Below are 13,876 nucleotides of genomic sequence, written 5' to 3'. Positions count from 1 at the left end.
ACGCAATCTTTAGGTATCCCGCATGAAAGTTAGTTTGCTCCCGGTTTTAAACGACCCTAACCTTGACGCTGCTGCGCCCTCGACGCAGCGCCAGCTAGCGATTTCAGTGTCTGCGATGGCAAGCTCGATCGACTCCAGCGTACCCTTAAACCTGTGCCTGATTCTCGACCACAGCGGTTCGATGGGCGGACGCCCCTTGGAAACCGTCAAACAAGCCGCCGGTCGGTTGCTGGACAGGTTGAAGCCCGGGGATCGCTTTTGCGCGGTGGCTTTCGACCACAAAGCCAAAGTCCTCGTCCCCAATCAAATTGTGGCAGACCCCAGTAGCATTAAACGGCAAATTGAGCAATTGCGCCCGGCCGGCGGCACAGCAATTGATGAGGGCATTAAGTTAGGTATTGAAGAGTTGGGCAAAGGCAAAAAAGAAGCTATATCTCAGGCGTTTCTGCTGACTGACGGCGAAAACGAACACGGCGACGACAGCCGTTGTTTGAAGTTGGCGAAACTGGCCGCCGAGTATAATATGACTTTAAATTCTCTGGGATTTGGCGATAACTGGAACCAGGATATTTTGGAAAAGATTGCTGATGCAGGCGGCGGTGCTCTGGCTCACATTCAGCGTCCTGAAGATGCGGTTGACGAGTTTGGTAAACTGTTTAGCCGCGTCCAAGGTGTAGGTTTGACTAATGCTTATTTGCTATTTTCCCTGATGCCAAAAGTGCGGTTAGCCGAACTCAAACCGATCGCCCAAGTTGCCCCGGATACGATCGAATTACCCGTACAGCAAGAGGGCGATCGGTTTATGGTGCGCCTGGGAGATTTAATGAAGGATATAGAGCGAGTAGTTTTGGCTAATATTTATATTGGACAGTTGCCCGAAGGTACACAGGCGATCGGGCAATTGCAAATTCGCTACGACGATCCGAGTGTCGGTCAAGGTTTGCTTTCCGATCCTGTTGCAGTTTCTGCTAATGTCCTGAAAGTTTATCAGCCGGCAATTAACCCGACGGTACAGCAGCACATTTTAGCTTTGGCTAAATACCGCCAAACTCAACTCGCAGAAACTAGATTGCAACAGGGCGATCGGGCCGGCGCGGCGACAATGCTGCAAACTGCTGCGAAAACTGCTCTGCAAATGGGCGATAAAAGTGCCGCAACTGTGCTCCAAACCTCTGCTACTCGCTTGCAGTCTGGCGAACAATTGAGTGAAGCCGATCGCAAGAAAACTCGGATTGCTTCTAAAACTATTTTGAAGTAATCGCGCCCTTTGAAATTTTAAATAATTTTAAATTGGGCGATCGGACAATTTGCCGATGCGAAATCGCCTCTACAAAAACGAAACCCGCCTAGGCGCGGGTTTCAATATTCTGAGTCTCGCCAGCAGAAAGCAAAAGTCAGTCTAGCCCGATTGTTTCAAGCTGTGGATCCTGTAGAAGCTCGATCGTTTAGAATGTTTGTATCACCTATCAAGAGTGCTTGTATGAACCAGACAATATCTGATAAAGTACGCTGGACTAGCGCCGATTTAGAGCTATTGCCCGATAACGGCGATCGCTATGAAATTATTGATGGGGAGCTATTTATGACTAGAGCACCGCATTGGGGGCATCAACAAGCTATAGGCAACCTCTACCAAGAACTTAATACTTGGTCGCGAGAGACTAATTTAGGACGAGCAGGAATCAATCCAGGTATCGTTTTCACGGATGCTGATAACGTCATTCCCGATCTAGTTTGGGTGAGCAATGAACGCTTGGCTATCTTGCTAGACGAAGCCGGCCATTTAACCGCCGCACCCGAGTTAATTGTTGAAGTATTATCCCCCGGTGCAGACAATCAGAGACGCGATCGAGATTTGAAACTCAGACTCTATTCTGTGCGAGGAGTGCAGGAATACTGGCTTGTGAATTGGCAATTGCAGCAAATAGAAGTTTATCGCAGGGAACAAGCAAGTTTAAGGCTCATTGCTACGCTGTTGAGCGCTGATGAATTGACCTCGCCTTTGTTGCCCGGTTTTAGTTGCTCTGTCGCTCAAATTTTTGCCTAAATTATGAAATCATCATTTTACAATTTAATTGCCACTATAGTAATCTTTACTATCTTTGGTAATATATCCCCTGCGGTCTCTGCTAAATCCTCAACAATATTAATAGCTCAAAAAACGATTGTTCAAAATCCTGCTGAAGATTTATTCAATAGTGCTTTAGCCAAATCAGAGGCGGGAGACATTCAAGGGGCGATCGCCGATTACACCGAAGCTATTCGCCTCAACCCCAACTACGCCAAAGCCCACAACAAACGCGGCATCATCCGCGGCCGCAATCTCAAAGATTATCCAGCAGCTAAAGCAGATTTCGATCGCGCCATTGAAATTAACCCCAACTACGGCGACGCCTACTACAACCGCGCCAGAGTCCGCGAGTTCTTAGAAGACAAACCGGGGGCGATCGCCGATTATCATAAAGCAGCCGAACTCTATCAAAAAGATGGCAATACCAACGATTATCAAGATGCCATCAAGCATTTGGAAATGCTGCAAGAATAAATTGCTTTTGAAAACATAGTATAAAACATAGTATAATATGGTTAGTTTTTAATAAATACCAACTATGATTGCCAACAAAAGTCACAACTACGCATCCCCGGAAGACTATTTAGAAGGCGAAAAAATCAGCCCCATCAAACACGAATACAGACAAGGCGAAATTTATGCAATGGCAGGAGCAAGTGATGCCCACGAGACTATTTGCATCAACTTAGTAAACTTGCTCACAACTCATGTTAGAGGCAGAGGCTGTCGCATCTATGGGGGAAACATGAAAGCCAGAATCGATCGAGCAGACGTGTTTTACTATCCAGACATCATGGTGACTTGCGATGAAAGAGATAGAAGCCTGGAATATTTCAAACGCTACCCGCGCTTAATCGTAGAAGTTCTATCTCCAACAACAGCAGCATTCGATCGCGGAAATAAATTTGCCGACTACCGCACCTTAGAAACTTTACAAGAATACGTGCTGATTAACCAAGAAAGAATAAGCGTAGAATCTTACCAGCGCAATGCTGAAGGGCGCTGGGAACTTTACCCTTACGCTGCGGGTGAAGAAGTTCGCTTGGGTAGCGTAGATTTTCAATGCCCGATCGCACAAATTTACGAAGACGTTCTAGGAATCAGTTAAAATAGTCGATCGCACAAACACCAAAAAACCATCTGTGTTCATCTGCGTCCATCTGCGGTTAAACACTCCAAATCCACCATTCAAAAAATGCCCGAAACTTCCACCGTCACCGTCACCGTACCCGCCACAACCGCCAACCTAGGCCCAGGATTCGACTGCATCGGCGCCGCTTTAAGCCTCTACAACCGCTTCCAATTCTCCCGACTCGAACCCTCAGCAACAGAGAAACTAAAAATTACTGTTACAGGCCAAGAAGCCGCCAAAGTCAAGACAGACGAAAGCAATCTCGCTTATCAAGCTTTTCTCAAGTTATACGATCGCCTGAACCAATCGCCGCCGCCCGTAGCGATACATATAGATATGCAAGTGCCGCTGGCTAGAGGTTTAGGAAGTTCCGCCACGGCTATTATCGGTGGGTTAGTCGGTGCAAATGAATTAGCCGGAAAGCCTTTGAGTCAGGTGGAAGTGATGCAGTTGGCGATCGAACTTGAAGGACATCCAGACAACGTTGTCCCCGCTTTACTCGGAGGTTGTCGCCTCGCTGCTAGCAATGCACCCCCCCAACCCCCCCTTAGTAAGGGGGGGCTAAGAGAAGAATCCCCTCTTACACCCCCCCTTACTAAGGGGGGGCAAGGGGGGGATTCCTGGGAGATTTGCGATATTCCCTGGCATCCAAATATTGTGCCCGTGGTAGCCATCCCCGATTTTGAACTGTCTACAGCCGAAGCCCGCAAAGTTTTGCCAGCAGATTACAGCAAGGCTGACGCGGTTTTTAATGCTGCACACCTCGGTTTGCTGTTGCGGGCTTTGGAAACTGGCAATCAAAACTGGCTGCGCTGCGCCCTCCAAGACAAAATTCACCAGCCTTACCGGCAATCTCTGATTCAGGGATATGAAGTGGTGCAACAAGCTGCACTGAATGCAGGGGCCTGTGGAATGGTAATTAGCGGTGCGGGGCCGACGCTTTTGGCTTTAACGGATGTGGCTAACGCTGTTGCGGTTGTCAGGGAAATGGCGGCTGGTTGGATGGAATTTGGGGTAAAGGCTGATGTAAGGGCGATCGGTCTCGATACTCAAGGCGCGCAAGTCTCCCTTTAGTTATTCCACTCCTGGACACACAACATCTACATAACTGTGTTTTGTAGGGGCAATCCCCCGTGGTTGCCCCTCTCCTTGGAATTATTCAGATCTCTCTTCTCGACCTCTGCGTGAATCTGGGTCAATTCTCTGTCATCTGCGGTCCGAGAAATTATCTTTTTTTTACCGCAGATGAGGGCAGATTAACACAGATTAACGCAGATTAATTAGATTAATTCCGGTTGCAAAATACGTGACTGTTGACTGTTGACTGGATTTGACGCCCGACGATGCTACCGGATTTGATATTACTTCCTAAATATTCCTCACATTCGATTAATTGATATGTTGGAGGTCGTATATAAAAAATGCCGTTGCATAATAAAAGTATGAGGTATGAATTTAGGCTGGGAGGGTGAAGAATAGAAAAATTATTTGTTATTCTCACTCCCAACAAGTTATATAACATTCAATTCGTTTACTAATTCACGCTTCTCACATTCGAGGACGTTCCCATTCCATATTCAAGTAGTCATTGAGATACCCTGGTTGGAATGTTATTCGACCTGGCTTCTGCGCCCTCTGCTGTTTAATCGTTCCGATACAACCGGAATTCAACTCAGACATCTATTCGCCAACGCCTATTTTTTTACGGGTCAAAAATTGTTTTTGCCGCTCCGTCAAATCTCTTGAATATCAACTCAAGTCTCTTTTCGATAACTTCTGCCATTCCCTCTACAAAATTTTACCTTAAAAAAAATGCAGTCCTTGTAGGGGCGGATTCACCATAATCTCAGGCTAAAACCAACAATTTCAAAAACCCGCCCCACCAACGGTAAATACTGTTAATTAACTGTGACGCAGCGGAATCTCTATCTGAATTTTAGTGCCTTTACCCGGTTCCGAAAAACACTTGAAATCTCCTTTGTGCTGCTCTACAATTATCCGATAGCTGAGAGCAAGTCCCGATGATATGGGTGGTTCCGCAGGTTTTGCTACCAAAAATGGATCTGAAATTTGGGCTGTGATATCTTTGCTATTGGCGATGCCGTTATCAGCAATCTCAATCGAAATTCGCTGAGCATCGACTACCTGAGTGGTAATCAAAATCACAGGCTTAAATTTGGTTGATTCCAACTCTTCCAACTCTTGAGCCGACTCTTCCAAAGCATCGATCGCGTGATTGATGATATTCAGAAAAGCTTGATTTAGCAGACCTGCATAACACTCAATCTGTGGCAAGTTGCCGAATTGTTTGATCACCTTGATGTCTCGCCTTCCCTCGCGAGCAGGCAAGCGGTGCTGCAACAACAACAGAGTATTTTCTAAACCGTCGGAAACATCAAATAACTGCCAGCCCGATCGATCGCTGCGGGAAAAATCCTGTAGCGACAAAATTATTTGGCGGATGCGATCGCTCCCGGTACGCATGGAACTCACAATTTTTAATAAATCGTCTAGTACGAATTCCACATCCATATCTTGTTGTTTTTGCAGAATTTCCGCTCCGGGATTGACTAGCTCTTTTTGATACAATCGCAGCAGTTCAATTAAATCGGTAGCGTAGCTTTGGACGTGAGTTAGATTGCTGTAAATAAAAGTAATTGGGTTGTTAATTTCGTGGGCTATCCCAGACACCAATTCGCCCAAACTAGACATTTTTTCAGTTTGCAGCATTCGATCGCGCGACAGATCCAATTCTTGCTGGGTTAACTCCAACCGCGCCCTCAACTCGTGCGATCGCTTAGACGCGCGCACCCGCGCCAATAATTCCTGCTTAACTATCGGTTTAAACAGAAAATCGTCAAAGGGCGCATCCAATTCTTGAATTTCATCAAATTGCTTCGGTGTTGTCAGCAGAATAAAATAGGCTGCCGCCAATTCTCGTGAAGCGAAGCTATCCCGTAGGGAATCGGCTTTCACCAGCCGGCACACCTCCAAAAAGTTGATTTGAGGCGAAGTCCCGTCGCAAATTATCACATCGGGGGACAACTCCCTCGCCAAGTCTAAACCCTCCTTGTCGTCGGAAACGACTCTCACCTGATGTCCCTCTTGGCTGAGTAACTCTTGGACAACTTGAAAAGTCACAGTATCCGCGACGATCGCCAGAATCTTTGCCATACTTCTACCACCTCCACAAATTACTTTTTAGGATACAACCGCCTGAATTGCGCTGACAGATTTAAAATTTCAAAAGAGTTCAATTCCATCAAAAAACAGCCATCCCCGCTCCCTCAAAACCAAAAATAGCTCATACCATTTTAGATTTTAAATTTTAGACTAAAAAATTCGGAATGACTTACTGTATAATAATTGGGAGCTTGCCTAAAGTTGCATATTTTTTGGGAACAGGTATCACTAGAAGGTATAATTTGAGACGGGTAATGCAAAAAGGGAAATTTTCTCCTTCGCAATTAATGTTACATCAGAGCTTTCGACCGAAAGACTGCTGAGGGCGATCGCAGATACTTTCTCAAATTGCGCCAGGAAACAATAAAAAACTTTAAAATTAATTAATAGTATCGTTAAATTCACCTTCTCGGTCAGCGCCTGAGAATGCCAATTACCAACACCACCTCAACTTTGATTCAAGCCGAAACACTAGAACTATTAGAATGGCCGCGCCTGTGTCAGCACTTGGCTACCTTCGCGGCCACCAAACTCGGCGTCGCCGCCGCCCTCGACCTCCCAATCCCGGCAACTCAAGCTCACACAGCAGAACTCAAGGCCCAAACTCAGGAAGCTTATCAGTTAGAGAACCGCGCTGGCGGTGCTTTGAGTTTTGAAGGAATCCAAGACATCGGCACCTCCCTGCAGCGAGCCGAACTCCAAGGTTTGCTCAGCGGCGAAGAATTGCTGGCAATTGCTACTACCCTCGCCGGAGCAAGGCAATTGCGCCGGATAATTGACTCTCAGCCAGATGTGCCGACGCTCCAAGAACTGGCAGCCCAATTGCGGACTTATCCCGAACTAGAGCAAGAAATCCATCGCTGTATAGACGATCGCGCTCAAGTAGCAGACAGAGCCACTCCTAAATTAGCAGGAATTAGAGTTCAAATGCGACAGTTGCGCGATCGCATTTATCAAATATTGCAGGGGATTTTGCAGCGCCAATCCAACGCCGTACAAGAACAGCTAATTACCCAAAGAAGCGGACGCTTTGTCATTCCCGTCAAAGCTCCCCAAAAAGATGCCATACCGGGCATCGTTCACGACTCCTCGGCCAGCGGCGCGACACTGTACGTAGAACCCCACAGCACTGTCAATCTTAACAACCAAATGCGGCAGTTGCTCCGGCAAGAACAAGCCGAAGAAGAAGCAGTCCGCCGCGCCCTCACGGAGCAAGTCGCAGCAGTAAAACCCGATTTAGACAGATTGGTGGTGGTAGTTACAACTTTAGATTTAGCCACCGCTAAAGCGCGTTATAGTTATTGGTTGCAAGCAAATCCGCCGAAATTTATCGAATTGGGAGAGCCAGAATTAGCACCAAAAAATCCCGAAACAGAAGATGAGGAAAAAGCAGATGAGGAAAACTCAGAAAACAGTCAATTATTAATTCCCAACCTGCGATCGCAAATTACCCTGCGCCAGTTGCGCCATCCTTTATTAGTTTGGCAGCAACAGCACGAGCAAGGCTTTCCAGTCGTGCCGGTCGATTTAACGATCGGGCCGCACATCCGCGTCGTCGCCATCACCGGCCCCAACACCGGCGGCAAAACTGTCACCCTCAAAACCTTGGGATTGGCAGCTTTAATGGCGAAAGCAGGAATGTTTGTTGCCGCCCGCGAACCCGTAGAATTGCCTTGGTTCGATAATATTTTGGCCGATATTGGTGACGAACAATCTTTGCAGCAAAGTTTGTCTACTTTCTCCGGCCATATCCGCCGCATCAGCCGCATTTTAGAAGTTTTACACAATAAATCGGAAGGGGAAAGTGCAGGAGAAGGAGAAGAAAATTCTCAATTCCCAATGCCCCATGCCCAATTCCCAATGCCCAAATCTTTAGTTTTGTTAGACGAAGTAGGAGCGGGGACAGACCCATCTGAAGGCAGTGCATTGGCGATCGCCCTGTTGAAATACCTCGCCCAACATTCCCTGTTAACAGTTGCCACTACCCACTTTGGCGAACTCAAAGCCCTCAAATATCAAGACTCCCGCTTTGAAAATGCCTCAGTAGAATTTGACGACAATTCCATGCAGCCAACCTATCGCTTGCTGTGGGGAATTCCCGGACGTTCCAACGCCCTCACCATTGCCAAAAGACTCGGTTTGCTACCAGAAATTGTCGAAGAAGCTCAAACCTATGTCGGGGGAGCCTCTCAAGATGTCAATCAAGTGATTGCCGGACTCGAAGCACAGCGCCGGAAACAGGAAACCAAGGCCAGAGAAGCAACTCAACTGCTACACCAAACCGAAAAACTGCACAGAGAAGTTTCTCAAAAAGCAGCGGCTTTGCAAGAGCGGGAGCGAGAACTAAAAATAGCTCAGGAAGTGGCAGTAAATGAGGCGATAGGGTCGGCAAAATCAGAAATTGCTCAAATCATTCGTCGCTTGCAGTCGGGCAACCAGACGGCTCAAAATGCCCAACAAGCGACAGAAACCTTAAATCAAATTTCCCAAAAACACCTGCCTTCTCGGCAACAACCGGCTAAACCCAAACCGGGTTTTATGCCGAAAGCGGGCGATCGCATCCGCATTCCCAGCTTGGGCCAAACCGCCGAAGTCCTCAGCGGCCCGGACGCTAACGAAGAGTTGAGCGTTCGGTTTGGGATTATGAAAATGACTGTCAAACTGGGAGAAATTGAATCCCTAGACGGTCAAAAACCGGAAACTAAAGCTCAATTAGCCAAGGCGGCCGCCCAAGCCCAAGCACTCGCTACGGCTAAAGCCAAGCAAGCAGCGTCGGAACCTGCAAAACCCAATCCCGAAATCGCCATTCGCACTGCTAATAATTCGATCGACCTGCGGGGTGCGAGAGTCTCAGACGCAGAAATCGAAATAGACAGAGCTCTTTCCAAAGCCGTGGAATACGGAGTCCTGTGGATAATTCACGGCAAAGGTACGGGACAGTTGCGGCGCGGGGTTCACGAGTTCCTCGCCAATCACCCGCAGGTTTCCCGCTTTGAACTCGCCAGTCAAAAAGAAGGAGGTGCAGGTGTGACGGTGGTTTATTTGAAATAATCAAAATTTACGCATTTCCGGTTGACTCGTAATTATATATTTGTATGCAGCCAAACAAGTCGCAACGAACATATCATACTGATGCAACCGGAATGGATTATACTGCAAATGTGGCATAATTAAGAGTTGATTTACCACTTTAGTAACTGCCTGACTAATGACGTAATGCTCTCTATTGCTAAAACCGAAGGTGGTTTATCTCACCCCGAAGCTGTCGGGTTCTTCGACAAAATGAAGCAAGAAAAGCGCTTCACGAGCGATGTTTGGGGCGTACAGTTGAACTTCAAACAAGCTATTAAACAAGTGCAAAAAGATAACTACTCCCAAGCCGAAGGGTGGCTGATTCGGGTGCAGCAGCCAGATGACCGTGAAGCACCTGTCAAGGAATTGGTGCAACCGTTAACAGTTTAAAGTGAAGGATCTCACCAGTTAATTAAGAGCAGCGAAAAGATGACCCAGAATCCTATCAATCAGCTTAGCGAAACTATCCCCCAAACACTAAATGGTTACGATCCTAATGTGTTTCCAGCTTTTCATCAAATGCTCACTACTCACTTTCCAGGGGCATTACCCATGAGCAAGTACATGAGAAAGACGTTCCAAAGCTTGAGTACCTACGGTTTTTGTGATGAAAATACGATGGGAATGATAGCAATTTGTCGGGATGAAATCGCCGAACCCCTATTCGCCGAAGTAATTCGATACTGGGGGAAAACCTTTAATTGTTGCAGTTTAGCTGGATTTGTGATGATGGGCAAAACTGGGTTAGCTTCTGCGACAGACCATACCCCTATAGTTGATGGCATCCGTCGTTTTACCTTTTATGCCATGCCCCACATCGCTATTTCTAGACATGGCGATATTGGCATGGTTTATCGAGATGGTATTCAAAAGGCTTCCCATGCCTGTGGAGCATTAGAAGCGATTGTTGAAGAGTTGGCAGCGGGGCACCTGAAGCTAGAAATGGATATGCAGGATATTGAACAAACAATTATTCGGCAAAAAATTCTTTCAACCATTACCTATGGAGATAAACCCGATTTAATAGAAATTACAAAATTGGCATCTCGAATTATTTCTGAGGATGTCGAACATCTTTTAGATACCCTGGATCGATCTATTTTTACCTATGCCGTTATGACCGGCATTCAAATTCACGGTCCCCTGGGCACCCAGTGGATTTATCCGCAAGATTTTTATGTTGTTAACAGCGATATACCGGGAGGGAAAAGAACACTTCAAGCTGTTCGATAATCTCCACTAAAAGGAAGATTCAAGGATGTCAGCAGCAGTTAAAAAGGCAGCACAACCGCTGAGGATCTCAGCGGAAGTTCCCCCTTTGATTGATGCTAATTTATGGGCGGGTAAATTATCCATTACTACTACCGCTCCTTCCCATAATTGAGGACATAAAAAATGCTGAATAAATATAGCAAATGCCTGTCCATCCATTGAATCATTCATTGTCATCAATGCCAACACTTTATTCATACTAATTGCGCCAATAGCTGTGACTTTGGCACCCCGATAGAATGCTTTTTTTTGTATACTCTTGTCCCGTGCTGGGAGCGGGCATAAGTTCTACTCAAACGAGCGTAGAATACCAGTTTCATCCAAAAATACTGGAGGGGTGACAAAGAGGCCTAGGAGATAGACCGCATCATCGTACTGATGCAACTGGAATGGGTACTATACTGCAAATGTGGCATAATTAAGAGTTGATTTACCACTTTAGTAACTGCCTGACTAATGAAAAAAACTCCCTCAAATGAAGTTTTGGTTGGCGACTGTCGTGAAGTGATGAAGACATTGCCAGAAAATTATATTTCTGCGTGTATCACTGACCCACCTTATAATTATGAATTTATTGGTCATAAATGGGATGACTCAGAAATTCAAAGGCGTCTCGAAAGAGTCAATGGCAAGGGAAATAAAACCATTGTTAAAAACATTCCCTATGGCAGTGGTTTAGCAGGTGGAGTCAGAAACGAAAAATGGTATCAAAGGAATCGCAACAACACTCTGGATTATGAAAAGTGGTGCTTTGAGTGGGGCGAGCAGCTTTTTCGGATCTGCAAACCGGGTGCGACAGTTTTAGTTTTCAACAGCACGCGGACTGTTGCTCACGTACAAGTTGCACTTGAAAGTGCTGGTTTCTATGCAAGAGATATTCTTGTTTATAAAAGATCCAGCGGTATCCCTAAAGGTGTCAATATCAAACAACAGTTAGAGAAGAAAGGATATGAAAATCCTGAACAATGGGATGGTTGGCACAGTTGTCTGAGGAATGAATGGGAAGCAATCTGCGTACTTCAAAAACCGCTGGTAAATAATTACTTGGAAACTCTACAGGAGTATGGTACTGGTCTATTTTATACTAAAGATGGGTTCGGTGGTTTTCAGTCAAATATTTTAGAAGGTATACAGCGTGAAAAAACCGAGGAGTTTAACGTCCATTGCACAGTTAAACCAATCGCTCTCATGAGAAAGCTGGTCGAAATATTTGTACCGCGTTTGGAAAATTCTATTCTAATCGATCCTTTCGCAGGATCTGGAACCACATTGCTGGCGGCGCAAGAATTTGGCATTAGGTATGTTGGCATTGAAATAGTACCTGACTACATAGAGATTATTAACAAGCGCCTTGATAGTTTCAGCGGTATACAGGGAATTCTCCCGCTTTTTCAATAAGAAATGACTTTAAATCAAACCCGCTTATTGTTTTTATGAACTCAAACGAATCGTCCCCTGTGTAAACTTTCCAAGTCCCTACTTGGCACGCTGTAATAGCTGCGGGCAAATTATCTTGTCTAAGAATTAAAAATACGGGTTCGTAATTATAAGTACGAAGTAGTGGGCCATAAGATTTGAACTTTTTCAGTGTTCCAGAGTCTCCTGAGCCAATACGATATTTTGTATCTATTGCGTACCCACCAACAATCAGATCGCACGGCTCATCGCTTCCAACTTTAAATGCTGGCTGAAAGCTACTGCAATATGTTTTACAGGTTTCAGTAACTAACAATTGCCAACACATACCTAACTCTTCCAATATTGCCTATTTTCTTTTTTGATTATTGGAGAAATACCAAACACATCCATTAAAATATCGTGTTCTTCATTCTCTTCTGCATAAATTTTTTCGGTAAATGAGTTTTGGTATTTTGCTAAAATTTGCTCTAGTTTTCTTTCAGTCATCATCAGTTACCAGCTCGGCTAGACTAACGGATAATGCCTTGGCTATTTTGCTAGCATTAAGCAGGGTTATATTCCTTTCACCTCGTTCCACTGAACCAATATAGGTGCGATGTAATTCAGATAGTTCTGCAAGCCGATCTTGGGAAAGATTTCTGAGCTTTCGGAAATGTCTAACTTTTTTACCAAATTGCTCCGTAATATCCATAGATGGCGCCAGATGAAGCAATGACAACTATAATCTGACAGACTATAAGTAGCGACAGACTATAAGTAGCATTCGAGAGCGCTAGGATATTTGCATTGACATAAGTCCCGATAGTTTCAAAGCACTGATTTGATTTCGGTCACTCTGCGGCGTAGCATGGTTAGGGGTAAAAATCTATGGGTTTTGCCGATTGCGATCGATCGAACTTGAAGCCGCAACTTTTAACCAGCAACTCCGTCCAGCAGTTAGGATTGCCGGAATCAAAGCAACGAGCTATGGAGACAAATTAACAGATGTGCTGTTGCCCACAGGCCGCAAAGCTTTCATCACTGCATGCTGTTTGATATCCTGCCTCAACCTGTCTTAAATTTCCCGTGCTGAAGCCATGCGCTCGACCGTAAAGTCCTCCGCTCCCACAAACGAAACGGGCCCATCTCCCAACTGGGAAGAATTGACCCAAAAAGCACCAGAACCTACCCAGTTGGACAACATTAAAGCCCAACTGGATTTGGTGCTGTTAGCCCTAGAAGCACTGGCAGAAATTGGCTCAGAGGCTATGCTCAAGGTAGCAGCCGAACTGAATTTAGAGCCAATGGTAGCCGATCGGGTAGCTTTGTGGCGGCTGCGCCAATCTAACCCGCTGCGGAAAGGCCAGGGAGGGCGCAAAAAACTCGATGTGGAGGAAGCTCGATCGCTCGTTTTGATAAGCTGTCATTTGGCAAAACAGCACCAAGCTTTAATCCGCCGCGCTGTTGCTTTGCTCGAACAAATGGCCGAGCAAAACCGCGAACCTCACACCATCGCTTTGCTGGGAGATTATATTGACAGGTTCAGCAACACTTACGGCTCGCGCATGGAAGATGGAGAAAATTTATCGGCCGGAGAACTGACTGATTTGGCCCTCAAGCTCCTGATCGATTTGCTGTTTTACAGCAGTCCCGGCGGCCACCGCCGCCTCTGGCTGGCTCTTCTAGACCGTGCTAAAAATTAAACAACAGTCAGCAGTCAGCAGTCAACAGTCAACAGTCAACACTCA

15 protein-coding genes are annotated in these 13,876 nt (G+C 45.9%); 10 read left to right on the top strand and 5 right to left on the bottom strand.

What is annotated here, in order from left to right:
* Window positions 1–22 precede the first annotated feature (22 nt).
* The 5 genes from OSC7112_RS14215 (at window position 23) to thrB (ending at window position 4,277) form a co-directional block, all read left to right on the top strand.
* Window positions 23–1,258 (top strand): vWA domain-containing protein, encoded by a 1,236-nt coding sequence (locus OSC7112_RS14215; protein WP_015176544.1) that lies wholly within the window; start codon window positions 23–25, stop codon window positions 1,256–1,258.
* 222 nt (window positions 1,259–1,480) lie between these two features.
* Window positions 1,481–2,047 (top strand): Uma2 family endonuclease, encoded by a 567-nt coding sequence (locus OSC7112_RS14210; protein WP_015176543.1) that lies wholly within the window; start codon window positions 1,481–1,483, stop codon window positions 2,045–2,047.
* Between the two features lie 3 nt (window positions 2,048–2,050).
* Complete coding sequence (locus OSC7112_RS14205; RefSeq protein WP_015176542.1) at window positions 2,051–2,545, top strand: tetratricopeptide repeat protein; 495 nt, start codon at window positions 2,051–2,053, stop codon at window positions 2,543–2,545.
* A 64-nt stretch (window positions 2,546–2,609) separates the two neighbouring features.
* A complete protein-coding gene (locus OSC7112_RS14200; RefSeq protein ID WP_015176541.1) occupies window positions 2,610–3,179 on the top strand; it encodes a Uma2 family endonuclease in 570 nt (189 codons plus the stop codon).
* Between the two features lie 87 nt (window positions 3,180–3,266).
* Window positions 3,267–4,277 carry a homoserine kinase gene (thrB, locus tag OSC7112_RS14195; protein WP_015176540.1) on the top strand — a complete coding sequence of 337 codons (1,011 nt, stop codon included), beginning with the start codon at window positions 3,267–3,269 and terminating at the stop codon, window positions 4,275–4,277.
* 828 nt (window positions 4,278–5,105) lie between these two features.
* Here thrB and OSC7112_RS14190 read toward each other — a convergent pair.
* Window positions 5,106–6,377 (bottom strand): hybrid sensor histidine kinase/response regulator, encoded by a 1,272-nt coding sequence (locus OSC7112_RS14190; RefSeq protein ID WP_015176539.1) that lies wholly within the window; start codon window positions 6,375–6,377, stop codon window positions 5,106–5,108.
* A 462-nt stretch (window positions 6,378–6,839) separates the two neighbouring features.
* On the opposite strand from OSC7112_RS14190, the gene OSC7112_RS14185 reads away from it, so the two are divergent.
* The 3 genes from OSC7112_RS14185 (at window position 6,840) to OSC7112_RS14175 (ending at window position 10,691) form a co-directional block, all read left to right on the top strand.
* On the top strand, window positions 6,840–9,437 hold the full coding sequence (locus tag OSC7112_RS14185) for an endonuclease MutS2 (protein ID WP_041623130.1): 2,598 nt from the start codon (window positions 6,840–6,842) through the stop codon (window positions 9,435–9,437).
* A 165-nt stretch (window positions 9,438–9,602) separates the two neighbouring features.
* Window positions 9,603–9,848: a hypothetical protein gene (locus OSC7112_RS14180; protein ID WP_041622530.1), complete on the top strand. Its 246-nt coding sequence runs from the start codon at window positions 9,603–9,605 to the stop codon at window positions 9,846–9,848.
* A gap of 39 nt (window positions 9,849–9,887) precedes the next feature.
* A complete protein-coding gene (locus tag OSC7112_RS14175; protein ID WP_015176537.1) occupies window positions 9,888–10,691 on the top strand; it encodes an LCIB family protein in 804 nt (267 codons plus the stop codon).
* A 6-nt stretch (window positions 10,692–10,697) separates the two neighbouring features.
* Here OSC7112_RS14175 and OSC7112_RS34505 read toward each other — a convergent pair whose 3' ends face one another.
* A complete protein-coding gene (locus OSC7112_RS34505) occupies window positions 10,698–10,985 on the bottom strand; it encodes a transposase (protein ID WP_083888157.1) in 288 nt (95 codons plus the stop codon).
* A 201-nt stretch (window positions 10,986–11,186) separates the two neighbouring features.
* Here OSC7112_RS34505 and OSC7112_RS14165 point away from each other — a divergent pair, with 201 nt between their 5' ends.
* Window positions 11,187–12,128 (top strand): DNA-methyltransferase, encoded by a 942-nt coding sequence (locus OSC7112_RS14165; protein ID WP_015176536.1) that lies wholly within the window; start codon window positions 11,187–11,189, stop codon window positions 12,126–12,128.
* Here OSC7112_RS14165 and OSC7112_RS14160 read toward each other — a convergent pair.
* Genes OSC7112_RS14160 through OSC7112_RS14155 form a run of 3 tightly spaced genes read right to left on the bottom strand, consistent with a single transcriptional unit; the run spans window position 12,091 to window position 12,840 of the window.
* Window positions 12,091–12,489, bottom strand: a complete 399-nt coding sequence (locus OSC7112_RS14160; RefSeq protein ID WP_223300835.1) for a hypothetical protein — start codon at window positions 12,487–12,489, stop codon at window positions 12,091–12,093. The genes OSC7112_RS14165 and OSC7112_RS14160 overlap by 38 nt on opposite strands.
* Complete coding sequence (locus OSC7112_RS40995; RefSeq protein ID WP_223300834.1) at window positions 12,477–12,638, bottom strand: hypothetical protein; 162 nt, start codon at window positions 12,636–12,638, stop codon at window positions 12,477–12,479. The genes OSC7112_RS14160 and OSC7112_RS40995 overlap by 13 nt, the downstream gene beginning before the upstream one ends.
* Window positions 12,628–12,840 (bottom strand): helix-turn-helix domain-containing protein, encoded by a 213-nt coding sequence (locus OSC7112_RS14155; RefSeq protein WP_015176535.1) that lies wholly within the window; start codon window positions 12,838–12,840, stop codon window positions 12,628–12,630. The genes OSC7112_RS40995 and OSC7112_RS14155 overlap by 11 nt, the downstream gene beginning before the upstream one ends.
* A 385-nt stretch (window positions 12,841–13,225) precedes the next feature.
* Here OSC7112_RS14155 and OSC7112_RS14150 point away from each other — a divergent pair, with 385 nt between their 5' ends.
* Window positions 13,226–13,831: a DUF3038 domain-containing protein gene (locus OSC7112_RS14150; RefSeq protein ID WP_015176534.1), complete on the top strand. Its 606-nt coding sequence runs from the start codon at window positions 13,226–13,228 to the stop codon at window positions 13,829–13,831.
* Window positions 13,832–13,876: the final 45 nt, after the last annotated feature.

The sequence above is a fragment of the Oscillatoria nigro-viridis PCC 7112 genome (genome assembly GCF_000317475.1).
Classification (GTDB): domain Bacteria; phylum Cyanobacteriota; class Cyanobacteriia; order Cyanobacteriales; family Microcoleaceae; genus Microcoleus; species Microcoleus nigroviridis.
Note: the sequence above shows the minus strand (reverse complement) of the source record. Positions and strands in the feature narration are given on the sequence as shown.

Excerpts from the sequence above, each read along its gene's own strand:
- OSC7112_RS14215 (WP_015176544.1), top strand. The coding sequence starts at position 23 with ATGAAAGTTAGTTTGCTCCCGGTTTTAAACGACCCTAACCTTGACGCT.
- OSC7112_RS14210 (WP_015176543.1), top strand. The coding sequence starts at position 1,481 with ATGAACCAGACAATATCTGATAAAGTACGCTGGACTAGCGCCGATTTA.
- OSC7112_RS14205 (WP_015176542.1), top strand. The coding sequence starts at position 2,051 with ATGAAATCATCATTTTACAATTTAATTGCCACTATAGTAATCTTTACT.
- OSC7112_RS14200 (WP_015176541.1), top strand. The coding sequence starts at position 2,610 with ATGATTGCCAACAAAAGTCACAACTACGCATCCCCGGAAGACTATTTA.
- thrB (WP_015176540.1), top strand. The coding sequence starts at position 3,267 with ATGCCCGAAACTTCCACCGTCACCGTCACCGTACCCGCCACAACCGCC.
- OSC7112_RS14190 (WP_015176539.1), bottom strand. The coding sequence starts at position 6,377 with ATGGCAAAGATTCTGGCGATCGTCGCGGATACTGTGACTTTTCAAGTT.
- OSC7112_RS14180 (WP_041622530.1), top strand. The coding sequence starts at position 9,603 with ATGCTCTCTATTGCTAAAACCGAAGGTGGTTTATCTCACCCCGAAGCT.
- OSC7112_RS14175 (WP_015176537.1), top strand. The coding sequence starts at position 9,888 with ATGACCCAGAATCCTATCAATCAGCTTAGCGAAACTATCCCCCAAACA.
- OSC7112_RS14165 (WP_015176536.1), top strand. The coding sequence starts at position 11,187 with ATGAAAAAAACTCCCTCAAATGAAGTTTTGGTTGGCGACTGTCGTGAA.
- OSC7112_RS40995 (WP_223300834.1), bottom strand. The coding sequence starts at position 12,638 with ATGATGACTGAAAGAAAACTAGAGCAAATTTTAGCAAAATACCAAAAC.
- OSC7112_RS14155 (WP_015176535.1), bottom strand. The coding sequence starts at position 12,840 with ATGGATATTACGGAGCAATTTGGTAAAAAAGTTAGACATTTCCGAAAG.
- OSC7112_RS14150 (WP_015176534.1), top strand. The coding sequence starts at position 13,226 with ATGCGCTCGACCGTAAAGTCCTCCGCTCCCACAAACGAAACGGGCCCA.